Origin of the sequence: Rhodococcus globerulus (genome assembly GCF_019334125.1) — a bacterium.
GTDB classification, from domain to species: Bacteria; Actinomycetota; Actinomycetes; order Mycobacteriales; family Mycobacteriaceae; genus Rhodococcus_F; species Rhodococcus_F globerula.
This window is the reverse complement of the sequence record NZ_CP079698.1, coordinates 5,322,162-5,347,197: the sequence shown is the minus strand read 5'-3', so window position 1 is coordinate 5,347,197 and position 25,036 is coordinate 5,322,162. Positions and strand designations below refer to the sequence as shown.

At 61.2% G+C, this 25,036-nt stretch carries 25 protein-coding genes; 13 read left to right on the top strand and 12 right to left on the bottom strand.

What is annotated here, in order from left to right; translation table 11 throughout:
- Positions 1-69: 69 nt before the first annotated feature.
- On the top strand, positions 70-894 hold the full coding sequence (locus tag KYT97_RS24370; protein WP_219110864.1) for a crotonase/enoyl-CoA hydratase family protein: 825 nt from the start codon (positions 70-72) through the stop codon (positions 892-894).
- A gap of 115 nt (positions 895-1,009) precedes the next feature.
- Here the strand turns inward: KYT97_RS24370 and KYT97_RS24365 are convergent, their stop codons facing one another.
- Both KYT97_RS24365 and KYT97_RS24360 read right to left on the bottom strand, forming a co-directional pair.
- Positions 1,010-1,960, bottom strand: a complete 951-nt coding sequence (locus KYT97_RS24365) for a hypothetical protein (RefSeq protein WP_045069691.1) — start codon at positions 1,958-1,960, stop codon at positions 1,010-1,012.
- Between the two features lie 139 nt (positions 1,961-2,099).
- Positions 2,100-3,137 carry an LLM class F420-dependent oxidoreductase gene (locus KYT97_RS24360; protein WP_219110863.1) on the bottom strand — a complete coding sequence of 346 codons (1,038 nt, stop codon included), beginning with the start codon at positions 3,135-3,137 and terminating at the stop codon, positions 2,100-2,102.
- Positions 3,138-3,210: 73 nt separating this feature from the next.
- Here KYT97_RS24360 and KYT97_RS24355 point away from each other — a divergent pair, with 73 nt between their 5' ends.
- From KYT97_RS24355 to KYT97_RS24330, 6 genes are all read left to right on the top strand, one after another.
- Entirely contained in the window at positions 3,211-4,188 is a 978-nt protein-coding gene (locus KYT97_RS24355) for a Zn-ribbon domain-containing OB-fold protein (RefSeq protein WP_179300839.1), read from the top strand.
- Positions 4,189-4,199: 11 nt separating this feature from the next.
- The gene (locus KYT97_RS24350) at positions 4,200-5,270 is read left to right on the top strand and encodes a thiolase domain-containing protein (protein WP_033232319.1); all 1,071 of its coding nucleotides are present in this window, start codon (positions 4,200-4,202) and stop codon (positions 5,268-5,270) included.
- Entirely contained in the window at positions 5,270-6,451 is a 1,182-nt protein-coding gene (locus KYT97_RS24345; protein ID WP_033232320.1) for a thiolase domain-containing protein, read from the top strand. The genes KYT97_RS24350 and KYT97_RS24345 overlap by 1 nt, the downstream gene beginning before the upstream one ends.
- Positions 6,452-6,484: 33 nt before the next feature.
- Positions 6,485-7,348, top strand: coding sequence for a TIGR03619 family F420-dependent LLM class oxidoreductase (locus KYT97_RS24340; protein ID WP_033232321.1), 864 nt, complete (start codon positions 6,485-6,487; stop codon positions 7,346-7,348).
- 8 nt (positions 7,349-7,356) lie between these two features.
- Positions 7,357-7,767: a nuclear transport factor 2 family protein gene (locus KYT97_RS24335; protein WP_033232322.1), complete on the top strand. Its 411-nt coding sequence runs from the start codon at positions 7,357-7,359 to the stop codon at positions 7,765-7,767.
- A 153-nt stretch (positions 7,768-7,920) separates the two neighbouring features.
- Positions 7,921-8,301: a VOC family protein gene (locus KYT97_RS24330; protein WP_033232620.1), complete on the top strand. Its 381-nt coding sequence runs from the start codon at positions 7,921-7,923 to the stop codon at positions 8,299-8,301.
- Positions 8,302-8,513: 212 nt separating this feature from the next.
- On the opposite strand, the gene KYT97_RS24325 is transcribed toward KYT97_RS24330, so the two are convergent.
- Positions 8,514-9,764, bottom strand: a complete 1,251-nt coding sequence (locus KYT97_RS24325) for a cytochrome P450 (RefSeq protein ID WP_033232323.1) — start codon at positions 9,762-9,764, stop codon at positions 8,514-8,516.
- Positions 9,765-9,939: 175 nt separating this feature from the next.
- Between KYT97_RS24325 and KYT97_RS24320 the strand changes: the two genes are divergently transcribed.
- The 4 genes from KYT97_RS24320 to KYT97_RS24305 all read left to right on the top strand — a co-directional run bounded on the left by KYT97_RS24320 (position 9,940) and on the right by KYT97_RS24305 (position 12,847).
- Positions 9,940-11,103: a steroid 3-ketoacyl-CoA thiolase gene (locus KYT97_RS24320; RefSeq protein WP_045068661.1), complete on the top strand. Its 1,164-nt coding sequence runs from the start codon at positions 9,940-9,942 to the stop codon at positions 11,101-11,103.
- Between the two features lies 1 nt (position 11,104).
- On the top strand, positions 11,105-11,596 hold the full coding sequence (locus KYT97_RS24315) for a nitroreductase family deazaflavin-dependent oxidoreductase (protein ID WP_033232325.1): 492 nt from the start codon (positions 11,105-11,107) through the stop codon (positions 11,594-11,596).
- 58 nt (positions 11,597-11,654) lie between these two features.
- Entirely contained in the window at positions 11,655-12,068 is a 414-nt protein-coding gene (locus KYT97_RS24310) for a hypothetical protein (protein ID WP_033232327.1), read from the top strand.
- A gap of 107 nt (positions 12,069-12,175) precedes the next feature.
- Entirely contained in the window at positions 12,176-12,847 is a 672-nt protein-coding gene (locus tag KYT97_RS24305) for a GNAT family N-acetyltransferase (protein ID WP_033232328.1), read from the top strand.
- 65 nt (positions 12,848-12,912) lie between these two features.
- On the opposite strand, the gene KYT97_RS24300 is transcribed toward KYT97_RS24305, so the two are convergent.
- Complete coding sequence (locus KYT97_RS24300) at positions 12,913-13,239, bottom strand: YnfA family protein (RefSeq protein WP_033232329.1); 327 nt, start codon at positions 13,237-13,239, stop codon at positions 12,913-12,915.
- A 21-nt stretch (positions 13,240-13,260) separates the two neighbouring features.
- On the bottom strand, positions 13,261-14,178 hold the full coding sequence (locus KYT97_RS24295; protein WP_092806282.1) for a L,D-transpeptidase: 918 nt from the start codon (positions 14,176-14,178) through the stop codon (positions 13,261-13,263).
- Positions 14,179-14,462: 284 nt separating this feature from the next.
- Between KYT97_RS24295 and KYT97_RS24290 the strand changes: the two genes are divergently transcribed.
- Positions 14,463-16,250 (top strand): ABC transporter ATP-binding protein/permease, encoded by a 1,788-nt coding sequence (locus tag KYT97_RS24290; protein WP_141486507.1) that lies wholly within the window; start codon positions 14,463-14,465, stop codon positions 16,248-16,250.
- A gap of 10 nt (positions 16,251-16,260) precedes the next feature.
- On the opposite strand, the gene KYT97_RS24285 is transcribed toward KYT97_RS24290, so the two are convergent.
- The 6 genes from KYT97_RS24285 to KYT97_RS24260 form a co-directional block, all read right to left on the bottom strand.
- A complete protein-coding gene (locus KYT97_RS24285; protein ID WP_141486508.1) occupies positions 16,261-17,943 on the bottom strand; it encodes an FAD-dependent oxidoreductase in 1,683 nt (560 codons plus the stop codon).
- An 81-nt stretch (positions 17,944-18,024) separates the two neighbouring features.
- Entirely contained in the window at positions 18,025-18,891 is an 867-nt protein-coding gene (locus KYT97_RS24280; protein ID WP_219110862.1) for a hypothetical protein, read from the bottom strand.
- 14 nt (positions 18,892-18,905) lie between these two features.
- A complete protein-coding gene (locus KYT97_RS24275) occupies positions 18,906-20,117 on the bottom strand; it encodes a serine hydrolase domain-containing protein (RefSeq protein ID WP_219110861.1) in 1,212 nt (403 codons plus the stop codon).
- A gap of 107 nt (positions 20,118-20,224) precedes the next feature.
- Positions 20,225-20,737: a DUF6764 family protein gene (locus KYT97_RS24270; protein WP_245005915.1), complete on the bottom strand. Its 513-nt coding sequence runs from the start codon at positions 20,735-20,737 to the stop codon at positions 20,225-20,227.
- A gap of 49 nt (positions 20,738-20,786) precedes the next feature.
- Complete coding sequence (gene ligD / locus KYT97_RS24265) at positions 20,787-21,830, bottom strand: non-homologous end-joining DNA ligase (RefSeq protein ID WP_033232336.1); 1,044 nt, start codon at positions 21,828-21,830, stop codon at positions 20,787-20,789.
- The gene (locus KYT97_RS24260; protein ID WP_219110860.1) at positions 21,830-22,876 is read right to left on the bottom strand and encodes an ATP-dependent DNA ligase; all 1,047 of its coding nucleotides are present in this window, start codon (positions 22,874-22,876) and stop codon (positions 21,830-21,832) included. The genes ligD and KYT97_RS24260 overlap by 1 nt, the downstream gene beginning before the upstream one ends.
- An 89-nt stretch (positions 22,877-22,965) precedes the next feature.
- Here KYT97_RS24260 and lppU point away from each other — a divergent pair, with 89 nt between their 5' ends.
- Positions 22,966-23,586, top strand: coding sequence for an LppU family putative lipoprotein (gene lppU, locus KYT97_RS24255; RefSeq protein WP_092806276.1), 621 nt, complete (start codon positions 22,966-22,968; stop codon positions 23,584-23,586).
- Positions 23,587-23,634: 48 nt separating this feature from the next.
- Here lppU and KYT97_RS24250 read toward each other — a convergent pair whose 3' ends face one another.
- Entirely contained in the window at positions 23,635-24,786 is a 1,152-nt protein-coding gene (locus KYT97_RS24250) for a magnesium and cobalt transport protein CorA (RefSeq protein ID WP_219110859.1), read from the bottom strand.
- Positions 24,787-25,036 lie beyond the last annotated feature (250 nt).

Sequence of the window (25,036 nt, the reverse complement as noted above, 5' to 3'; positions counted from 1 at the left end):
TAGAACGTGTTACCTTTTCTGGCAAGACCCAATTTGAGAGCCAGCTCACAGACGCCCCAGGAGCCATCAGTGTCCTCTACGACGACCGAAAAATCCGACACTTCGGAAACTGCACCGCACTGCCTCGTGGAGAAACGCGGTCACGTCCTGATCATCACCATGAACCGCCCCGAGCGAAAGAACGCCATCACCGGCGACATGATGGCGATCATGGTCGACGCCTGGAATCAAGTCGACAACGACCCAGACATCCGCGTCGCCGTCCTCACCGGAGCCGGGGGCGATTTCTGCGCCGGCGCCGACCTCAAGAACATGTCCGCCAAACCCCCGGGAGACGCCTTTGCCGGCGGCGGCGTCGACATGTCCAAAATCGAAGGTCTCCTCAAAGGCCGACGGCTCACCAAGCCCCTCATCGCAGCCGTCGAGGGCGCCGCCATCGCCGGCGGAACCGAAATCCTGCAAGGCACCGACATCCGCGTCGCCGGCGAAAGCGCCAAATTCGGAGTGTCCGAAGCCAAATGGGGGCTCTTTCCGCTCGGCGGTTCAGCAGTGCGCCTGGTCCGTCAGATTCCGTACACCATCGCCGCGGATATTCTGCTCACCGGACGCCACATCAAAGCCCCGGAAGCCAAGGAAATCGGTCTCATCGGCCACGTCGTCCCGGATGGCCAAGCTCTCGACAAGGCACTCGAACTTGCCGACCTCATCTCCGCCAACGGACCTCTCGCAGTCCAGGCAATCCTCAAGACCATCCGCGACACCGAGGGCATGCACGAGGAAGAAGCCTTCCGCATCGACGCGGAGCTGGGCATGAAGGTCTTCATGAGCGCGGACGCAAAGGAAGGCCCCCGAGCCTTCGGCGAGAAGCGGGCGCCCAAGTTCAAGGGAGTCTGAGGCTCCTCCCACTCCCCTTTTCGAGCGAACGTACCTTTCGGCGCATCCAAGGCGACGAAAGGTACGTTCGCTTGGTCTGTTTCGGTCCACTTCGTCCCGCTTATGCTGATTCTGATCAGTTCATGACGGCGGACACTTGTGGTCGCGGACGAGAGCAAGCAAGCGCAAAATGTCTCTTGAGGTCGTCGATGACACGTTCAGGGTCGGTGCGCAGCGCGCTCGGCACCGTGGGAAGCACGATAATTCCGGCGTTTTGCATCCGCGTCCGACGCTCGACCGTGCGTTTGTAGTCCGTCGGCGACAAGTGCCACTCCAACGAATCGATGTCCCACGCGAATGCGACAGAGTCGATCCATCCATCCGGAATCGCGATGAATTTTCCGTCCGCGTCGCGTATCTCTTGGTTGAACAACATGTCGGGCAGACCACTTCGCTTCCACAATTCGCGCGCCTCGATTTCCGGGACGGAATGCAGATTGGCGTTCACCTCACGCAACACTGCCCGAGGAAGGGCGGACCCACGACAACTTCCCGCATCGAGTTCCTTGGCGAGTTCACGCACCGACGCATCACCTCGTTGAATGACCTCCGCAATCAGCGCCCGAGTAGGACCGATGCCCCTACATCGCCGGGCCGCGTCGAGCAGTGAACGCGGAAGCGGCGCACAACGCAGGCCGCTCCGCGTCTCTGGTTCAGGTAGCCGAATAGTGCGCTCCGCCACCACAAATCCGACCGACTGCGCACGTCGATGGATCGGTATCAGAACCTGCACGTCACCCGAATTGCTGCGATATCCGTACTCTGCCAATGCGGACCGACCCGTGAGCATCGCGTCGGCGCCACTGAACATGAGCGCGGCTACCGCCCGCTGCCGTGGGGTCGGCTGCCCGTTTCCGAGCATGATGACCCCGGGAAGTATCCGTTGCCACGGCCCGCCGGCTCGGCATCTGCCGTGAACGGCTGAGTTCGACACTCGTAGTCTCGCCAACTCCGACACTCGGATTACTCCGCTCGTGCTGGCTCGGTAAATCTCATCGGGGTCCCGCCCCCACTCGCCTCGACGCATGAGTGCAGCATGACGCACACGTCACTCTCACCATCGACGGCGACCTGGGGTTTTACCGGCACCTGTGGATAACTTTCGCGGTGCGAAAGTGGCGTTGATCGCCTCAGATGCGCTGAAAGGTACGTTCGCTCAAAAAATGTCAGCCCCGCACCGCTGCCGCCAATTCCCGTACATGATCGGCGTCGCGGCAGGTCACGAGGAGCATCGTGACGCCGGCCTCTTCCCAGCGCTTCACGCCGGCTCGAACTTCGTCGAGGTTGCCGATGATCATGGTCTCGGTGACCATTTCGTCGGGGACGACCGCCGCAGCTTCTTCCTTGCGACCGGACATGAAGAGCCGGCCGATCTCGTCGACCTCCTTCTCGTAACCCATGCGCTTGTAGACCTGGGCGTGAAAGTTCAACTCCGGTGCGCCCATTCCGCCCACGTAGAGGGCTGTCATGGGTTTGAGCTTGGCGATGGCTGCTGCGCGATCGTCCGTGACGATGACCTGGCAGGTAGCAGCTACCTCGAAGTCTTCACGGCTACGACGCGCTCCGGCGCGCGCGAATCCTTCGTCAAGCCACTTGTTGTACATCGGTGCGAGCCTCGGGGTGTAGTAGATGGCTAGCCAACCGTCGGCGATTTCGCCGGCGAGGGCAACATTCTTGGGTCCTTCGGCGCCGAGCCAAATGGGGATGTCGGCGCGCAATGGATGCGTAATCGCCTTGAGCGGCTTGCCAAGACCCGAACTTCCGGGCCCGTCGTACGGCAGCGGGTAGTGCGGTCCGGAGCTGGCGACGGGTTTTTCGCGAGCGAGGACCTGGCGGATGATGTCCAAGTATTCACGAGTGCGCGCAAGCGGCTTTTCGAACGGTTGCCCGTACCACCCTTCGACAACCTGCGGCCCGGATACGCCGAGCCCCAGGATGGTCCGACCTCCACTGAGATGATCGAGTGTGAGCGCGTGCATGGCGCAACTGGTGGGCGTGCGTGCAGAGATCTGGACGACGGACGTGCCCAACCGAATGTTCTCGGTCCGCGATCCCCACCACGCGAGTGGTGTGAAAGCGTCGGACCCCCAGGACTCCGCGGCGAAGACCGAATCGAAGCCCGCGTTCTCGGCTGCTTCGATCAGTTCCGGAGCGTTCGTGGGGGGCTGTGCGCCCCAGTATCCGAGTTGCAACCCAAGCTTCATCTTGCGCCTCCACGTCTCCGGTGATCAGAAGTGACCCTTGCCACAATCTCTAGAACCTGTTCTACTCGATCTTGTGACCATCGGAAAGAGCGGGGTGGCCGAAAAGCCACTGAGCGCACCACTGAATCTCCATTTCGACTACACCAGATCGACGGGGCCGACCATCGGCGCATTCGTAACTGCCTTGCGTGATCGCAAGGTGATCGGGGCGCGCGGGTCGAACGGTCGAGTTTTTGTGCCGCCACCCGAATTCGATCCGGATACCGCCGAACCACTCACAGACTTCGTCGGAGTGTCCGACGGCGGAACCGTCGTGAGTTGGTCGTGGATGCCGGAACCGATCGACGGGCAACCGCTCACGAAGCCGTTCGCGTGGGCCCTCATCAAGCTCGACGGCGCAGACACCGCAATGCTTCACGCGGTCGACGTCGACTCCCCCAGCGCAATCAGCACCGGTATGCGCGTGCGCGCTCGGTGGGCGTCGGAGCGAGTCGGTCAGATCACGGACATCGAGTGCTTCGAGCCTGGCGAAAGCGAAAATGGTATCGCCTCAGTCGATTCGAGCGCGGATCCAGTCACCATGATCACGACGCCTATCGACTTGAACTTCATGCACTCCGCGTCGGCTGAGGAGAGCTTCTACCTCCGCGGGCTCGCCGAGGGCAAACTCATCGGCGGACGTAGCGGCCCGGGCGACAAGGTCTACATTCCCCCGCGCGGCGCCAATCCCACCAATGGATTTCCGACGAAGGAACAGGTCGAACTGCCGGACAAGGGCACTGTCACGACGTTCTGCATCGTCAACGTTCCGTTTCTCGGCCAGCGGATCAAGCCTCCGTACGTCGCGGCTTACGTGCTGCTCGATGGCGCGGACATTCCGTTCCTGCATCTGATCTTGGAATGCGACGCGGCCGACGTGCGCATGGGGATGCGCGTCGAGGCCAAGTGGAAGCCACGCGAGGAGTGGGGTTACACGCTCGAAAACATCGAATACTTCAGGCCGACCGGTGAACCCGACGCCGAGTACTCCACCTTCCAACACCACCTGTGAGGGCTTCTGACATGACTTCTGCAGACATCGCAGTGGTGGGCTTTGCACAAGCCCCGCACGTACGCGAGACCCACGGCACCACCAACGGCGTCGAAATGCTGGTCCCCTGTTTCCAGCAACTGTACAAAGACCTGGGAATCACCAAATCCGATATCGGTTTCTGGTGCTCGGGATCTTCCGATTATCTTGCCGGACGATCGTTTTCCTTCATCTCGGCTATCGACTCCATCGGTGCCGTTCCGCCCATCAACGAGTCCCACGTCGAGATGGACGCGGCCTGGGCGTTCTACGAGGCCTGGATCAAGATCTTGACGGGTGAGGTCGATACCGCACTCGTGTACGGCTTCGGCAAGTCGTCCGCAGGACACCTGCGCAAAATCCTCACCATGCAACTCGATCCTTATCTTGTTGCGCCACTGTGGCCCGACTCGGTATCCATTGCCGGACTGCAGGCACGACTCGGTATCGACGCAGGCAAGTGGACGCACGAGGATATGGCCGAGGTAACCGCTCGTAGCCGTCGTCACGCGATGAGCAATCCCAACGCGCAGCTCGCCGGCGAGGTCGACATCGAGGCTTTGCTTGCCAGTCCCTTCCTCGCAGATCCGTTGCGCGCCCACGATTGTGCGCCCATCACCGACGGAGCAGCCGCTATCGTTCTGGCATCCGGCACCCGCGCTCGTGACCTGTGCGAGCGCCCGGCCTGGATTTCCGGCATCGAACACCGCATCGACTCTCCGAACCTCGGAGCACGTGATCTCACGACATCACCGTCGACGGCATCCGCCGCGAAGGCTGCTACGGGCGGCGATGTCAGCAACATCGACATCGCCGAACTCCACGCACCGTTCAGCCATCAGGAACTGATCCTCAAGGAGGCAATCGGTCTCACGGATGCAACGACGATCAACCCGTCTGGTGGCCCACTGAGCGGCAACCCGATGTTTGCGGGTGGTCTCGAACGTATCGGTTACGCAGCGCAGGCAATTTGGGGAGGCCAGGCGAATCGCGCACTGGCCCATGCAACCAGCGGCCCAGTGCTGCAACAGAACCTGGTAGCAGTATTGGAGGGACGGAACTGATGGCCGGAACGCCACAACTCGCGGCCGTGCTCGGCACCGGCCAGACTCATTACGTCGCAAAGCGTCACGACGTGTCGATGGCCGGCTTGGTCCGCGAAGCGATCGACGCCGCGATGCTCGACGCACATGTCGGCTGGGACGACATCGACGCCGTGGTGATCGGCAAGGCCCCCGACTTGTTCGAGGGATCGATGATGCCGGAACTCGCCATGTCGGATGCTCTCGGCGCCAACGGGAAACCGTTGCTTCGTGTCCACACTGCCGGGTCTGTCGGTGGTTCGACAGCGATCGTGGCATCGAGCCTCGTCAAATCCGGAGTTCACAAACGGGTTCTGACGGTTTCGTGGGAGAAGCAGTCGGAGTCGAATGCGATGTGGGCACTGTCCACGCCGATTCCCTTCAACATGCCGGTCGGCGCCGGGGCCGGCGGTTACTTTGCGCCGCACGTCCGTTCGTATATCCGTCGCTCGGGGGCACCCTCGCACATCGGTGCCATTGTTGCCGCAAAAGACCGTCTCAACGGCAGCATCAACCCGTACGCGCACCTCAAGCAGCCCGATATCACCGTCGAATCCGTTCAGGCGTCACAAATGCTGTGGGATCCCATTCGCTACGACGAGACGTGCCCGTCCTCTGACGGCGCGTGCGCGCTGGTGATCGGCAACGAAGAGGCCGCCGCCGAGGTCGAGGCTCGAGGCCGTACCGTCGCGTGGATTCATGCAACGGCGATGCGCACCGAGCCGACAACCTACGCGGGTCGCGACCAGGTCAACCCCCAGGCCGGACGCGATGCTGCGGCAGCGCTCTGGAAGGCCGCCGGAATCACGGATCCGCTCAGCGAGATCGACTGCGCCGAAATCTATGTGCCGTTCTCCTGGTTCGAACCGATGTGGCTCGAGAACCTCGGATTTGCCGAGGAAGGACAGGGCTGGAAGCTCACCGAAGCCGGCGAAACAGCTATCGGCGGCAAGCTCCCCGTCAATCCGTCGGGCGGGGTTCTCTCGTCCAACCCGATCGGCGCGTCCGGCATGATTCGGTTTGCCGAATCCGCGATGCAGGTAATGCGCAGGGCAGGCGACCACCAGGTAGCCGATGCACGCAAGGCCCTCGGTCACGCGTACGGCGGTGGCTCACAGTACTTCGCGATGTGGGTCGTCGGCTCCGAACGCCCCACCACGTAAACACGCCAACCGTCGATCAGGGAGAAGTCGAGAATGAAGTACACCGTCGGGGTTGCGATGAACCCCTTGGATCAGCTGCCCGGTATCGCCAAAACCGCTGAAGAGTGCGGCTTTACGTCCATTGCATTGCCGGATTCACTGTTCTTCATGGAAACCCAGACGGCGGACTACCCGTACACGCCGGACGGGTCTCGGATGTGGACTGCCGAAACCCCCTGGGTCGATCCGCTGATCGCCGCCGCCGCGATGGGCGCTGTCACCGAAAAAATCGAGTTCTACACGCAGGTACTGAAGCTGGGTAGCCGTAATCCGGTGCTCCTCGCCCGCCAAGTGGGGTCCGTCGCCGCTTTGACGAACAACCGTTTCGGCTTCGGCGTCGGAATCGGCTGGGCTCCGGAAGAATTCGAGTGGTGTGGGGCTCCCTACGAGCGTCGCGGTGCCCGGGTAGACGAGATGATCGACGTCATCAAGCTGATCCTCGGCGGCGGTATGGTCGAGTACCACGGCGAGTTCTTCGATTTCGATCGCCTACAGATGAGTCCGACTCCCACCAAACCGGTTCCGTTCTACGTCGGTGGCCACACCGAGGTTGCTCTCAAGCGCGCGGCGCGGGTGGGTGACGGCTGGACGTCGGCGATGATCAAGTTCGACGATCTGGTCGGCGTCATCGCCAGACTGCGCGAACTGCGCGCCGAGTACGGCAAGGAGAACGAACCGTACGAGATCCAGACCGTATGCGTCGACCGGTTCGGAAAAGACGGCTACGCCGAACTCGAGGACGCCGGTGTCACCGACATCATCACGGTTCCTTGGGTTTTCGACGGCATCGGCTTCGACGCGCCGCTCGAGGCAAAACAGGATTCCATGCGCAGGTTCGCCGAGAAATACATTCAGTGAGGGAAACGATGACCACCGAACATCCCGCCCGTGTAGCGGGCAATGCATCGCGGGCAGCGGCAAGTGGGAAGAACAAGGAAGCCTGGCTGGATCTCTTTGCCGAGGATGGCTGGGTCGAAGATCCGGTCGGTCCTTCGGGCTTCGATCCCGAGGGCAAAGGCCATCACGGCCGCGAAGCCATTTCCAAGTTCTACGACATGACGATCGCCACGACGGAGTCGCTCGAATTCCTTATCGACGATTCCCTGGTGTGCGGTAACGAGAACGTCAACATCGGGAAGATTCGGAGCACGGTTGGTGGCATGGTCGTCGATGCGGAAGGCGTGTTTGTCTACCGCGTCAACGACGAGGGCAAAATCCAGTCACTTCGCGCGTTCTGGGAAGTGGAGCGCGCCATGAAAACAGCTCGCAAAGCCTGACCGAACAAAACGATCAAGTGAGGGCTCCGGTCATATTGACCGGAGCCCTCACTGTTGCGTCGGCTTCACGAAAATGGTTTCCTGGTTTTTATCGTCGCGTGTCGATGGCGGACTGCGCCAGGCATGGAGGCGTCGTACACCAAGGGTTCTTCAATGACCATTTCGTTCAATCACACCATCATCGCCGCGCAAGACAGACAAGAGTCTGCGTGGTTCTTCACCCACATTTTTGGTCTTCCGGATCCTGTGCCGGCCGGATACTTCCTCTCCGTCGAACTCGAGCACGGAGTGATGCTGGACTACGCGCAGGTCGACGAAGGCGCTGAGATTTCACCGCAGCACTACGCATTCCTGGTATCCGAGAACGACTTCGACGGAATTTACCAGCGGATACTCGATCTGAGACTCGATCATTGGGCCGATCCGCGGAAATCGAGCACCGGCTTCAATACCAATGACGGTGGGCGCGGTGTCTATTTCCTCGACCCGTCGGGGCACTTCCTGGAAGCCATCACAAAACCGTACGGGGGCTGAAACAACCCGCCCCCGGAACTACAAACGGTGGCGCCTGCGGGAGATGAGGGATCCCACAGACGCCACCGTAGTTCCAAGTAGCCAGCTAGTGGCTCCTCAGAACGTCAACTGTAGTTCTGTGCAGTCGAAAGCGCAGCGCCAACCTTCGATTCCGTACACATACCTACATACACATACTTACCTGCCGGTTACCCTCTCAGTATAGGGCTGGTTCAGTGTTTGACCGGACAGCCGCCGGTCTTGTAATCAACCTGAAACTCTTTGATGCCGTTGAGCCAGCCCGAGCGCAGACGACGAGGATCTCCGAGCCGGCTGATGTCGGGAAGATGATCGGCGATCGCGTTGAAGATCAAGTCGATTTCGAGGCGAGCCAGATTCGCGCCGACGCAGTAGTGCGCACCGGTGCCGCCGAATCCGAGGTGCGGATTGGGGTCGCGCATGATGTCGAACTTCGTCGGGTTCTCGAAGACGTCTTCATCGAAGTTGGCCGACGCGTACATCATCACGACGCGATCGCCCTTCTTGATCTGCTGTCCACCGAGCTCGGTGTCCTCGAGAGCGGTGCGCTGGAAGGACGTGACCGGCGTGGCCCAACGAACGATCTCGTCGGCAGCCGTCTTGGGTCGCTCCTTCTTGTACAGCTCCCACTGGTCGGGATTGTCCAGGAACGCCACCATGCCATGTGTGATCGCATTGCGAGTGGTCTCGTTTCCCGCGACCGCAAGAAGGATCACGAAGAAGCCGAATTCCTCAGGGGAGAGCTCATTTCCGTCGATGTCAGCTTCGATGAGCTTGGTGACGATGTCATCGGCGGGACACTTCTTGCGCTGATCCGCCATCTGGTACGCGTACCCGAGAATCTCCATCGACGCGGCCTGCGGATCGATGTCGAACTCCGGGTCGTCGTACGACGTCATCTGGTTGGACCAGTCGAAGAGCTTCATACGGTCTTCCTGCGGCACACCGAGAAGCTCGGCAATCGCCTGCAACGGAAGTTCCGACGCCACCTGCGTGACGAAGTCTCCGGCACCACTCTCGGCAGCGGTCTTCACGATCTGCTCGGCACGCTCGGTCAGTTCGTCGCGCAGGCTGTTGATCGCTCGCGGCGTGAACCCGCGCGAAATCAGCTTGCGGAGTTTGGTGTGCTCGGGAGCATCCTTGTTGATCAGGATGAATCGCTGCATTTCGACGTTCTCACGCGGGATGTCGTCGGCAAAACGCGGGATCGCGGTGTTCTCGTGGGTCGAGAAGATGTCACTGCGCTGCGAGACGTCCTTGACCTCTTCATGCCGAGTGACCACCCAGTAGCCCTCGTCCTGGAACCCGCCGATCTCCGGCGGCTGCGGATTCCACCACACGGGAGCGGTCTTACGCAGCTGAGCAAATTCCTCGAAAGGCATCCGCTCTGCGTAGATGTCGGGGTCCGTGAAGTCGATCCCCTGGGGGATTGCGGGCTGTGCCACTGATGTCTCCTGCCATGAGCCTTTTCATCACCGAGGTGATGACCATCCGTAATGTGGAACACGTTCTACTTACATTGAAACACAAGCCTGCTTACTAGGAAAGGAAACAGTAGACACCTCTTGCTTCTTGCTAAGAACTTGTTCTACTTTTTCAATACAAGGAAAGGAACCCACCGTGGGCACACCAGTAATCGTCGAGGCCGTCCGCACACCGATCGGTAAGCGTGGAGGCTGGCTCGCCGGCCTGCACGCTGCCGAAATTCTCGGAGCTGCTCAGAAGGGTCTTCTCGATCGCTCGGGAATCGACCCGATGTTGATCGAGCAGGTGATCGGCGGCTGCGTCACCCAAGCCGGCGCACAGTCCAACAACATCACCCGCACCGCATGGCTGCACGCCGGACTGCCATGGCAGACCGGTGCCACCACCGTCGACTGCCAGTGTGGATCCGCTCAGCAGGCCAACCATCTGATCGCCGGCTTGATCTCCACCGGCGCGATCGACGCCGGAATCGCCTGCGGCATCGAAGCGATGAGCCAGGTCCCGCTTGGGGCCAATGTCGGAACTCTCGCCGGACCACGCCGTCCCGCCACCTGGGACATCGACATGCCCGACCAGTTCGGAGCCGCCGAGCGCATCGCACGTCGCCGCGGACTGACCCGTGAGGACCTCGAAGCTCTCGGCGTCCGCTCCCAGGCCCTCGCCAAGCAGGCCTGGGAAGAAGGCCGCTTCGACCGCGAGGTGCTCGAACTGTCCGCACCCCAGGTCGACAAGGAAGGCAACCTGACCGGCGAGACCAAGCTGGTCAATCGCGACCAGGGTCTGCGTGACACGACGGCCGAGTCCCTGGCTCGGTTGAAGCCGGTCATGGAGGGCGCAATCCACACTGCCGGAACGTCTTCGCAGATCTCCGACGGTGCAGCTGCCGTCCTGCTCATGGACGAGGACAAGGCCCGCGCTCTCGGCTTGAAGCCACGCGCCCGCATCGTCGCGCAGGCCCTCGTCGGATCCGAACCCGAGTTCCACCTCGACGGTCCGGTTCAGGCCACGACCCGCGTACTCGAGAAGAGCGGCATGAAGATCGGCGATCTCGATCTGTTCGAGGTCAACGAGGCCTTCGCTTCGGTTGCACTGTCCTGGGCGCAGGTTCACGGACCGGATTTCGACAACGTCAACGTCAACGGCGGCGCGCTTGCGCTCGGCCATCCGGTCGGCAGCACCGGTTCGCGGCTGATCACGACGGCTCTGCACGAACTCGAGCGGCGCGACGGTTCGACTGCGTTGATCACGATGTGCGCGGGCGGCGCACTGGCAACCGGCACGATCATCGAGCGCATCTGACATGAGTACTCCCCCAGCTAAACCCAAGGGACTCGACGCTCCGGTGACAGTCACGATCATCAAGTGGATGTCGAAAGCCAACGTCGCGATGTATCGGGCGACCGACGGAATGCTGGGCAGCAAGTGGCGGGTCGGCAGCGCGTTTCCACGCGGGCTGCCGATCTGCCTGCTCACAACCACTGGCCGAAAGTCGGGCGAGGAACGGATCAGTCCGCTGCTTTTTCTCGAGGACGACGACAACGTGATTCTGGTGGCGTCACAAGGCGGTCTGCCGAAGAACCCGATGTGGTACCTCAACGTCAAGGCCGATCCTGTGGTGACCGTCCAGATCAAGTCGCGCGTGCAGTCGATGAAAGCTCGTGTCGCCACAGACGAGGAACGCGCCCGACTCTGGCCCAAACTGGTCGCGATGTACGCAGACTTCGACAATTACCAAGCCTGGACGGATCGGGTTATCCCGGTCGTCGTCTGTGAGCCGCTCGCAAACAAGTGAACAACTTGTTTACAACGAAGTGTTTACATTGCCAACGGATCGTGCAAACCTGAAAAGCATGACCGATGACCCATTTCGACCGATCGAGCCCGGCCGTGAGCGCGCACATCGCGAGTACGCCGGGCTCTTTCGCATCAACGAACGCCACGGATCAACAGAGGGCCAACGCGCCAGGCAATCCCTCCCCCACATGCTCGAACCGTACGGCGCGATCCGCGTCGTCGGCGGCCTCGCCGCGGGCAGCAGCACACGCGAACCCGGTGAACCGGACGTCGACGACGCCGACATCATGGCCGCCTTGAGTCTCATCCCCAAGGCTCGCGCCGAAATGGACCAGGACGAAGCGCTCTTCCTCGCGCTCGCACGCAAACGCGGAATGACGTGGCAGGACATCGCGTTCGGACTCGGGCTCGGCAGCACCCAGGCTGCACGTCAGCGCTACGAACGGCTCGTCCGCCGCACCACAGGCTGAACACGTGCCATAACGTGCAAGGTGGAGCAGTATTGACCAGTACGGTCCGCACGGCAATCGTTTGTAGCCTCGAACAACGTAGCCTCGAACAGCAAGGAGTCGCATTTATGACGACGCACATTCAAGATCAGATCCTGGACCGTCGCGAGCTCACCGCCGCACTTGTTCGCGCCTTGGAACGCCGACACGAGGTCCTGGACGCCGTTGTCGACAGCGCCGATCATCAGGCAGCAGTCGCGACGGTTGCAGAACTGCTCGGGACGTCGGAGTCCAACGCGGAAGCCGTGTTGGGCCTCAAGTTCAGCGCACTGACCAAGGCGGCACGCGACCGTATCCAGGGCGAACTCGAGAACCTCGACGCCACCTTGGAATGGACCGCCGTGGATCGCCCCGCAAGCAGCGGCGCGAACTTCAACCTGCGCCCGTTCACCGACAGCACCGACGATGCCGCACTGTTTGCGGAACGCTCCACGGAGCAGTTCGACGACGGCGGCGCTCCGTGGGCTTCGGATCGCGTCGAATCGGAGCGCGCTGCAGGCTTGGGGCGGATCGACGACGAAAGCGCGGCTTGGTTTGTCGCCGAGGACCTTTCGTCTGATACCCCGAAGAGCGTCGGCCTGGTTTTCGGTGAGCTCACCGATCAGGAAGTGAACGTCGCGATCTGGATCGCTCCGCAGGCACGGAAGAAGGGCTACGGCACCGCGTGCATCAAGCACGCTCGCCGCGAACTTGCAGCCGAGTTCCCCGGCACTGTTCTGGTGGTTCGGGCGAAGGCTTAGCGGTAAGCCCCTGTGCGCCTTTTTGGTAGCGACCACTACCAAAAAGGCGCACAGGGCCGAAGGCCCTACCGCGCATACATGATCACGCCAACCCCGACCAGGCAGATCAGCGCGCCGGCGATATCGAAACGGTCCGGGCGGAAACCGTCCATCACCACTGCCCACAGCAAGGATCCAGCGACAAATATGCCGCCGTACGCGGCCAGGATTCGACCGAAGTTCGCGTCGGGCTGCATCGTCGCGACCAGCCCGTACAGGCCGAGTGAGATCACGCCGAGGCCGACCCAGATCCAGCCTTTGTTCTCGCGAATTCCCTGCCACACCAGCCAGGCTCCACCGATTTCGAGTACGGCGGCAAGAACGAACAGCAGAAGCGAACGAGCAACGGTCATGCCCAGAACTGTAAGGCGCTTCTAGCGGTTCCAGTCACCCAGTCCGTCGGCGCCGCTGAGGATTCCACCGGCAGTGTTCTGCACGATGACGGGGTCGCCCTTGCCTGCGTTCTCGAAGAACCACTTGGCGTTCTCGGTACTGACATTGAGGCAGCCATGGCTCACGTTGGTGAATCCCTGTTGCGCAACGGACCACGGTGCCGCGTGGACGAAGATTCCACTGTAGGAAATTCGTGACGCGTATTCGACGTAGGTCCGGTAGCCCTCGGGTGAATCGATCGGAACGCCGTAGGTGGACGAATCCATGTACATGTCACGCAGTTGCTCGCCGACGATGTACGTGCCGTTGGGCGTTTCGTGGCCCGGCTTGCCGAACGACGTCGGCATGGTGCGCACCACTTCACCGTTGCGAGTGACGGTGATCTGCTTCGTGTTGTCGTCCGCAACCGTGACGAGCGCATCGCCGATGTTGAACGTGGAATGTGAATCACCGGCGTCGACGGTCACCGCGATGTTCGCGGGCCAGAACTGCGTCGGCTTCCACCGCACCTGGCTGTTGTTGATCCAGTAGAAGTTTCCCTCGACCGGCGGATTGGTGGTGACGCGAATTGCGCGTTCCGCGGTGGCGCGGTCGTCGATCGATTCGTTGAAACGAATGATGATCGGCTGAGCGATTCCGACACGCTCACCGTTGGACGGGTTGACCGACGGTGCCGAGAAGTTGGGAACCGGGGCGGGAATCTGATCCGCCGTGCCCATGAAACCCGGGAGCGCCGGATCAAGGCCGGCAACACCGGCGACGACGGGTACTGGAATCTCCGGACCACCGGGAAAGAGCGGGAAAGCCGCTGCCGGTCCGGCAAATGTGAGGCCTGCAGCCACTACTCCGACAACCGCTACAGCTATCCGGGATGTCCGACGCACTCGCTTGCTGACCATCTCACTACTTTCCTTCGACAACGTGCATTTGCTGGTTATGCGAGGCTGGCGTCGATACCCGCCTGGCATCGACGCCAACGCACCATTCGGAGCAAACCGCACAATTCCCTTGTAATTAACACATAAAACGAGAAATCCAGCAATACGAAGGTTCGCTGAACCGTAGCTGTCAACGGCCCGGGGAGCACGGTTTTCCAGGTTTGGCGGCGTCCACTTCGGTGAATCCGCTTTTCAGCTTCCGTACCCGACGGGATCGCCTTTTCCGTTCTGCGACGGAGGTGCACGTGAACTGGAGCACCGCAGTTCCGGACAGTGCGCTGTGGCTGGCGAAGGCTTATACGATCACCGCCGCCGCCCTCGCGATCACGGCAATTCTGCTGGCCCGCTTCACTGCCTGGGGCAGCCAGTTTCGACGGATGGCCTGGCCGTACTTCAACCCCAGGCGCAGCCCCGTTCCAATACTGATTCTTGCAGTACTGCTGCTGCTCACGGTGTGGGCTGTGCGCGTGACGGTGTTGTTCTCCTACTGGTACAAGGATTTCTACGACACGATTCAGAACCTCGACGAAGCCGGGTTCTGGCACTATCTCAGAGTGTTCGCCGTCCTGGCGGTCATCCACGTCGTGAGTTCGCTCCTCACGTACTTCGTCGGCCAGGCCCTCGACATCAAGTGGCGCATCTGGCTCAACAACACCCTGACCGACGATTGGCTCGACGGTCTTGCGTACTACCGCGGCGAGTTCCTGCATAACCCGATCGACAATCCGGATCAGCGCATCCAGACCGATATCACCTCGTTCGTGACCTATTCCCGCACGTTGTCGATGGGTGCGGTCACCGCGATGGTGTCGATAGTGAGCTTTACCGCGATCCTGTGGAATCTCTCCGGACCCCTGACCATTTTCGGTACCGAGATTCCGCGCGCGATGATCTTCCTGGTCTACATCTACGTATTGGTGACCACCGCGCTGGCATTCTGGATCGGCCGACCGCTGATCATGTTGAACTTCCTGAACGAGAAGCTCGGCGCGACCTTTCGCTATGCCTTGGTGCGATTGCGGGAGTACGGCGAAAGTATCGCGTTCTATCGCGGCGAGGACGTCGAACGTCGCACGCTCGCAACACGCTTCGCTGCGGTGATCCGCAACATGTGGGCCATCGTGTTCCGGACGCTGAAGTTCAGTGGCTTCAATCTCGCCGTGAACCAGACCGCAGTCATCTTCCCGTTCTTGGTGCAGGGCTCTCGGTTGTTCAAGGGACAGGTCACTTTCGGCGACGTCATGCAAACCGCGCAGGCGTTCGGCCAAGTCCACGAATCTTTGTCGTTCTTCCGTGAGTCGTACGCCGATTTCGCGAGCTTTCGCGCCACCCTCATACGCTTGACCGGCCTCGCCGACGCCGACAAGCGAGCCCGGGCACTACCGACGCTCGACGTTTCAGACGCCGGAGATCAGCTTGTCATCCGAAAACTCCACGTATGCAAGCCTTCCGGAGAGACTTTGATCGCCGAGCTGGATCTGACACTCGATCACGGCGACGCCCTGCTCGTCAAAGGTGCGTCGGGAAGCGGTAAGACCACCTTGCTGCGAAGCATCGCACAACTGTGGCCTTACGCGGACGGTTCGGTTACCCGGCCGGTGGGTAGGTCGCTTTTCCTTTCCCAGCGCCCGTACCTGCCGCTGGGGTCGTTGCGCACGGGACTGGCGTATCCGGATCGTTCGATCGCCAAGGACAGCAGGCTCCGAGCGGTACTTGACCAGGTGCATCTTCCGCATTTGACCGACCGTCTCGACGAAGTAGCCGATTGGACCCGAATCCTCTCTCCGGGCGAACAACAGCGACTGGCGTTCGCCCGGGTAGTTCTGGCCAAGCCCCGCACCGTGTTCCTCGACGAAGCGACATCCGCGATCGACGAAGGCCTCGAGTACACGCTCTACCGCATGCTGCGCAGCGAACTGCCCGACAGCATTATGGTCAGCGTGGGACACCGCAGCACGCTCAACGTCTTTCACAATCGCCAACTCGAACTGCAGGGTTCGGGACAGTGGTCTCTCACCGAGCACGTAGGTTGAACGATCTCCGCTAGCTTTCCTCGCGAGCGGCCGCAAGCATCGATTCGATCGAAATGAGCTTGGTTCGCGGACGACCGACAGCCGCCCCGGATGCGCGCTCGGCCTTGTCGATCCGCTGCCAACCTTGGTAGTCCACCTGATCCGGTGACCTGTCGGCCAGAAGTACCGTCAACTTCTCCGCTTCCGCACTTGGCGTTGCAAGGCGCCCAGCTGCGAAGTCGTCAAAAATCATGGACACGGTTTCAGCCGAGCAGTACTTGTTCGTGCCGATCACACCGGTCGGGCCACGCTTGATCCACCCCGCAGCGTAGACGCCGGGCATGGGCATCCCCGATTCCGGATCGATCACGCGGCCGTTCTCGTTGGGGATCACGCCTCGAGCATCGTCGAACGGTAGGTCCGCGACGGGCGTTCCTCGGTAACCGACCGAACGCAATACCAGTCCGGTGTCGAGGGCCTCGGTTTCCTCGGTGGGCCGTGCGGACAGTTGACCGGTGGGTGTTGCGACCAGTTGGTTCTTCACGATGCGAACCTGCTCGACACTGCCGTCGCCGAGGATCTCGACCGGGGAGGTGAGGAATCGCAGAACTATGCGCTTACGTGTGGGATCGGCTGTGCGCGAGGCAAATTCCTGGGCCTGCTTCACCTTGAGTAACACCGACGGCTCTGCGGCGTCGCTCTCGACAAAAGCCCGACTCGAATCGTCGAGTTCTGCCTCCACCGGATCCACAATGACGTCCACATCCGCCATCTGGCCCAGCGCCAGCAGTTCGGGGTTGGTGTACGCGGCCTGCGCCGGACCTCGACGACCGAGAATCACCACTTCACGAATATTGCTGTTGCGCAACGCTTCGAGGGCATGATCCGCAAGGTCTGTCTTGGCCAGAACCTCCGGGTCGGTGACGAGGATGCGGGCGACGTCGAGTGCAACGTTGCCGTTGCCGACGATGACGGCCCGCTCCCCGGACAGATCGAAACTGCGATCGGCGTAACTCGGATGACCGTTGTACCAGGCCACGAATTCGGTTGCAGCATGGCTTCCCGGAAGATCTTCGCCCGGGATATCGAGCTTGCGATCACCTGCCGCACCTACCGCGTAGATCACCGCATGATGATGCTCGAGCAGTTCGGTATGCGAAATATGATTGCCCACCTCGACATTGAAGTGGCAGTGCACCGTCTTCTTCGACACGACAGCGCGGAACTGGTCGGTGACGCCCTTGGTACCCGGATGATCGGGAGCCACGCCTGCTCGGACCAACCCGTACGGCGTCGGTAGGCGATCGAAAATGTCGACCTCGACCCGCGGCTTGCCGGCCAGTTCCATCGCCGCGTAACACGCCGCCGGCCCTGAACCGACGATGGCGACCCGCAGCGTCCCCAACTCGGGAGCGATCTTGGCCATGGTGATCGGCTCCGGCCAGTCCGGCCCCATCGGATGCTTCTCGAAGTACGACGCGTTCATCTCGAGGTACGGCGCGTCGGCTTCAGCAAGTTCGTTGTCGGAGTAGATGGCATCGACCGGGCACTCATCCACGCACGCACCGCAGTCGATGCAGGTGTCCGGGTCGATGTAGAGCATTTCGGTGGTGGCGAACTGGGCTTCGTCAGGCGTCGGATGAATGCAGTTGACCGGGCACACGTCCACACATGAGGCGTCGTTACAGCACGGCTGCGTGATCACATACGCCATAGCTCTCCCCTATCCCTGAAACACATAAGCACATCCACTTTCCAGACTATAACGTGTTCCAATTTGGCGCGAGAACGGTTTTCAGATCACGCCATTGCGTTTCAACAGGGCAACTGCCGAAACTGTGGCATGACCACGCCATTCAAGCACGGCAGCGGGTGAATAGCTGTCGAAATCCACCATCCATCCGCCATCGTCGCACTGCCTCGCCGCCAATGCGGACAGTTCCTCATCGATCACTCCCGCACTGAACAGCGTGCGGGTCGGACCTGAAGGATACGGCGAGAAATCGAGCGGACGCATGTACTCGTCGACAGCTCCCCCGTCCACGTGCACCAATCCGTCCGCAGGAATGAGCGCACCGAGTTTTGCCACCAACCGGACCTCTTTCGCCGCATCGAGGAACTGCAACGCAAATGCCAATTCGAGAGCACTCAACGTCTCGGCACGCTCGATCGCACCCAGGCAGAACCGAACCGCCGAATCGAGCCAGGGATGTTTGGCCACTGCGGAATCGAATTCGGCTACCCGCAACGCCGTGGCGCACACGATGGCCGTGATCTGCAACGACGATTCCGACGGATCCGCGTCGACCCAGAACGGTGCGCACCCAGCCGGTTCGGAAATCGGAAGAGCAAAGGGCAGACCACCGTCGACGGTCGATACCGTCTGCAGCCAGTCACACAATTCCAGGGCCCGCGGGGTCACCGCGGCGACATCGGCAAAAACCTCGAACGCATGCAGTGCTCCACCGGGTTGGCTACCTGGCGAACGCAGGTCCGGCTCGAGACCCCAGCCGTATCCGCCGTCGGGATTTCGGTAGCCGTCGACCGCCGCCAATGCAGCATCTCGATCACCTTGCCCCAGAACTAAATTCAACCGGTGACGGTCGAGTATCCGGCCGTTGCCGGCCAGAAATCGTGTTGCTGCCGCAAGATCTACGACCATTTTCACCTCACTCGTTATCCCCGACGCGCGAGCTCCTGTGCTTCGGCTCCCAGCCTGGCGAGACGAAGGTCGCCAAGTGCTGTTACGGCACTACCCAATCGGTTGGTCGTGAAACCCAACGACAAGCCGCTGTCGAGATCGGCATATGCGCCCGACCCACCGACGCCGTAGTGTCCGATGGCGTTTCGCGGTTGACGCCGTGCCGCGATGATCGGCGGGTGGTAACCCAGCGCCCAATTGGGCCGAACCGCGAGTACGTAGTCACGTTCTCGCGTTTGAATGGTCGCCATCTGATCGATGGTCGACTCTTTCAGGAACCGCTTTCCGTCGAGCATGCCGCCGTTGGCGATTGCCGCATACATCCTCGCCAGCGCCCGCGCGCTGAAGACTCCGTTCCAACCGGGCATCACTGTGTCATGCACCGCCGGATTACGAACCATCACGTCGAATCCGTCGGGCATCGCAGCCTCGGCCAGACCGCGAGTGGGGCCGACATGAGAGAGAACCGTAGACGCAAACGCCCAGTTGAGACCCGCTGGATTGATGTGCGGAAACAGCTTCGCGATACGCGTCCGCTCGGAGATGGGTACGCGGAACCAGAATTCGTCGACACCGAGCGGCTTCGCGATCTCCGCCTCGACGACGTCCGTGAAGGGCAGTCCCGTCACCCGCGCAACCAATTCGGCTACCAACCATCCGTATGTCACCGCGTGATATCCGGGGCCCTTCAGCCGGCGCGGATCCGGCTTGCTCGCAGCCAGTGCGGCAACAACTGCGTCGTAGTCCATGAGATCGAGCGGATTGCGCATCAATCCACGCACCTTGTGCAGGCCGGCGCGATGCGTCATCAAGTCACGAACGGTGATCTTGTCTTTGCCAGCGGCACCGAACTCGGGCCAGTACTGCGCGACCGGCGCGTCGTAATCGATCAATCCACGCTCAGCCAAACGATGTACGACGGTACTGGCCACACCTTTGCCCGTGGAGAACGAAAGTGAGATGGTGTCGTGGTCCCAGCGGCGGTCACGGTCGGCATATCCGGCCCAGATGTCGAGGACCTTCTCGCCGCCCTGGTAGGCAACCAAAGCGCCGCCGCCTTGCTGCGGTTGCCGGTACATCGCAAAGAACCGGTCTGCCAGTGGCAGGAATCGACGATCGACGTACAGTTCGGTCCGCGCCGGCACCTCTGTGCGTGCGAGTGAACCGCGTCGTGCGTTTGCAGTCATCGCGTCCTCCGATCCCCGTTTGATCACGGCAGCTGCCCTGATCGACCCACCACAGCTTTACATCTTTGTGACCGGTGTCACGAAGTGAACTGTAGTGCGGGGCACCGTCACGGCAGCGTCCAGGTCGAAATTCCATCGCTGAAACATCCCTGAGCAGTCGCGATATTGAAAACCAGCGCAGGACCCCCGGCGCAGATTGCGCCAACGTCGGCATCACCGACAGCAGCGCGACCGCCTGGGCCTGCCAGGACGACCGCAAACGGCGATGCGGTGCGCCCGAGAGCTAACGAATCCCGCCCGAAGGCAACGGCAGCAAGCATTCCACCGCGAGTTTCCGCGGCCGCGACGCCACCGAACATCGCAAGCCCAGCAGACGTGCCGCCGTCGCGCGAGTCTGCGGCCCCTACTCCGTCACCTTCGACATGCGAGATGGCGGAACTGCCCGCATCGGCCACCGCCCGGCACGCCGACGACCCGTCCACCAGAGTCTGATCGAGCCCTCTCGCAGAGCAGTCCAATGTTGCGGCCGACGCCTGCGAAGCAGCGCCGACAATGCTCAGAGCTGCGATTATCCCGCCGCCCACTATCAATCCTGCAACCCGTGCGCCCCGGTGATCCATTTCAACCTCACAATGCACTCGCGAGTCTCGGATTTGTCCGATTCAGACGCTACTCGGTTTCTGTCTGCTTCCGATCTCGATCGCGACTCGGTTGTACCCGTTTCGGTTCACCCGGCATTTTGGGGTAGTTGGGCGGATATGGGAGGTCTCCCAATCCTGCTGCGATGTCCTTCTCGAACATTTCCAGGAGAACATCGAGTTCAAAGGCCTTCTCGTGCATCGCTGCCATCGGATCACCGCGGTCGGCGAGCAGATTCGGGACTGTCGCGATCGTGCAGTCGTCGGGGTGTACGTCGCGCAGTTCGTCCCACGTCACCGGCGTCGACACGGTTGCAATCGGAGTTTTGCGCGCAGAATAGGCTGCGGCAATCGTTCTGTCCCTGGCATTTTGGTTGAAGTCGATGAAGATCCGCTCACCACGTTCTTCCTTCCACCAGGCCGTTGTCGCCCGATCGCCGCTGCGTCGTTCGACTTCACGAGCCAGTGCAATTCCCGCGTGTCGAACCTCGATGAAATCCCAACGCGGCGCGAGCGGAATGTAGACGTGCAGGCCCCGTCCACCGGACGTCTTGGGGAACCCTTCCAGGCCCAGTTCCGAGAGAAGTGGACGCAGTACCTCGTCGGCGATCGCGACGGCCTCCGCAAAACCGGTTCCGGGCTGCGGATCAAGATCGATCCGCAATTCGTCGGGATGATCGGTGTCCGGGCAGCGCACTGCCCACGGATGAAACGTGATGGTTCCGAGGTTTGCCGCCCACACGATGTTGGCAGCGTTCTGCACTCGGAGGACGTCGGCCTTGCGCCCGGACGGAAACGTCACCTCACAGGATTCGACATGTTCAGGTCGTTTTGCCGGCAATCGTTTCTGGTAGACCTCTTCGCCCTCGATACCGTCGGGAAAGCGTTGCAGGTGTGTCGGTCGATCCTTCAGGGCGGCCACCGCGGCGCCCTGCAACGCGACTGTGCGGTAGTACTCCACAAGATGACGCTTGGTCCCGCCGTCGGTGCCCAATTGCGGATAGTAGATCTTGTCGGGGCTGGAGAGACGGACCGCGATCCCGTCGACATCCAGTTCCACTGCCGGACTGGCCATCACACACCACCTGCAAGGACATCCGCGAAGTCGTACCGCACCGGAACCTCCAACTGATCGAACGTGCACTCGTCGGGAACCCGATCCGGACGCCACCGCAGAAAACGCGCTGCGTGCCGGAAGCGTTCCCCTTCCATTTGGTCGTACGCCACTTCCAACACCCGCTCCGGGCGGAGCGGGACCCACGAGCGATCGGCCGCCGACTTCCATCGACTTGCCTCGCCTTCCGCCACCACGTCGTCGCCGACGCGTAGCGGTTCGAGTTCTTCCAGCAACTCGATTCGCCGCGCGGCGGTGAATGCCGAAGCGCCACCGACCATTTTCAATTCGGAACCGTCGTACAAACCCAGCAGCATCGAACCGATACCCGGTTGACTCTTGTGCGGACGGTATCCGAGCAGTACGACATCTGCGGTTCTGGCGTGCTTGACCTTGATCATCTCGCGCTTGTTTTGCAGGTAGGGGCCGACCAGCTTCTTGGCGATCACACCGTCAAGACCAGCGCCTTCGAACATCTCGAACCACCGCATCGCCTCACCGCTGTCGAAAGTTGCAGCCGTGACATGACAGCTCGGACCGCCGCCGATCGTGTCGACCAGCAATGCTCGCCTCACGCTGAAATCTTCGGCCGCGACATCCCGATCTCCCAGCGCCAACAGGTCGAATCCAACAAATTGTGCTGGTGTCTGTTCGGCGAGCAGCGTCACTCGACTGGCTGCGGGGTGGATGCGCTCGGACAGCGCTTCCCAACTCAGCCGCGTCACGCCGTTCACTTCCCGGGGCACGACAAGCTCGCCGTCCACCACACATTTGCCCGGCAGTTCCGACTTCACCGCTTCGACGATTTCGGGGAAGTACCGAGCCAGGTCTTTTCCTCCGCGTGAACCGAGGACTACCTCGTCCCCGTCGCGGAAGATTATCGACCGAAACCCATCCCATTTCGGTTCGTACGACCACGTCGGCTGGTCGGATTCGGGTTGTACCGGCACTGTCGTAGCGGCCTTCGCCAACATCGGGGCGAGCGGCGGCATCTGAGGGAGGTCCACCCACTCATACTGACAGCCCGATTCGCTATTCGACTAGCAGTGAAGTGGAATAGAGCCCGAATAATCCAAGATCAGCAAGGGAGACTTGAATGTCCGGAATCGTCGGACGGCTGTGCACAGCACTGATCGCGACGTCTGCAATCGCCATTTTCGCCACCGGGTGCGGATCTGACGTCGAGCCTAAAGCCATCGCGGAATCATCATCCACCGTGGCAGATTCGACCACCACGTCAGCGAGCACCACCACCTCGAAGATCGACGGCCAAGAGGGCACCGACGCGGGCGGCGACGTTGATATCGACGTGAACATCGGCGACTGCGTCAAGATCGGCGGCACCACGAACGACGCCGAAATCGACCACGCCGTGTGCGGCAGCGACGAATCCAACTACAAGGTTGTCGCCAAAGCCCCCACGTCGGATGAGTGCGCGTCCGACATCGATCAGACCTACTACGAGACTCTGCTCGGCCAGGAACAGGGCGCGGTCTGTCTCGACATCGACTGGGTCGTCGGCGGATGCATGGATCTCGGACCGGGTGGCCTCGACGACGAGCCGGCCCGTATCGACTGCGCCGATTCGGGAAGCGACGTAGTCCAGGTAATCGAAATCCTCCAGGGCTCGACGTCCATCGAAGATTGTGGTTCCGAAGCAGATTCGGGATTCGAGCACGCCGAACGCAAGTTCACCGTTTGCACGGCAACGCTCTAACCTGTTGTGCGCCTTTATCAACCGCCCGCGGTTGATAAAGGCGCACAGTCAGAGCCAGCCTCGCCGCTTGAAAATCGTGTAGAGACTTCCACACGTCAGCACCATCATCGAGAGCGCAAACGGATAGCCCAACTGCCAGTGAAGTTCCGGGATGTCGTCGAAGTTCATGCCGTACACAGTTCCGATCAGTGTCGGGGCAAAGAGAATTGCCGCCCAGGCCGACACTTTCTTGATCTCCTCGTTCTGCGCGTAACTCGCCTGCGTGAGATTTCGCATTTCCTCGTTCTGATTCTGCGATACCAGGGTTGCATTGACGGTCAGGATGTTTCCCAACAGTTGACGGAACCCGTCGGCCTGCTCGACCACTGTTGTCGCGTGGTCGGTGACATCGCGAAGATAGCGCTGCAGTTCTTCGTCCGTGTGGTATTTGTCGAATCCTGCCGACAGCCCACGCAGCATGCCGAGCAACGGCCGTGTGGCTCTCTGGAATTCGATCACTTCACGGGTCAATTCGTAGATACGACGCGACACTCCGGGATCGCCGCTGAATACCTCGGTCTCGATCTCGTCGATGTCGTTCTGCAGGCCGGCGACAACCGGCGCATAGCCGTCGACGACGGCGTCGAGGATTGCGTAGAGAACAGCTTCGGTCCCCAGACGGAGGAGATCGGGATCGTTCTCCATTCTGGTTCGCACGGCCGTGAGATCCGGTGATTCACTGTGGCGGACAGTAAGAACGAAGTTGGGACCACAGAACACATGCAGTTCACCGAATTCGACGCGTTCGGTCTCGTCGCGATAGCGCGCAGCGCGCAACACGACAAAGAGTGTCTCACCGTATCGCTCGAGCTTGGGACGTTGATGTGCGGCAATCGCGTCTTCGACAGCCAACTCGTGAAGATCGAAATGCTGTGCTGCAGCGTACAATTGAGTGTCGTCGGGACGGTACAGCCCGATCCATGCCATCGACTGCGAATCCGGCAGGCACGACAACGCTTCGGCGAGGGTGGACGGCGACGCGATCCGAGCTCCGTCGCGGTACACACCACTATTCACGACCGTGGCTTCCACAGGCGCAATCGCATCGGTCGTTGCGGCCTTCACGACGGCGCGGGCGACGGGCGTGTGACCGGTTCGACTATCACCGAAACCTGCCGAGCGACGCGGGAAGGACGACCGGCGGGACTTGAATTCAGACATGCTGCAACAGCTTTCAAGGAAGAGTGAACGGCCAAGGCGCGCTTCACAGCGAAGCAGAGGCCGATGAACACACGATGAAGCTGCAGCAAAATACCCGGCGACCCGGGCGGTCTACAGCTTCAGTTGGTACTCGGAGGTTGGCCACGCATTACAAGCCACACCTCCTCTTCCCTGAATTACTGCTCGTTCGCCATGCGCTCGGACGGCGCACGACGCCCACACACTACCCCTCTTCCGAGAACGGGACAAA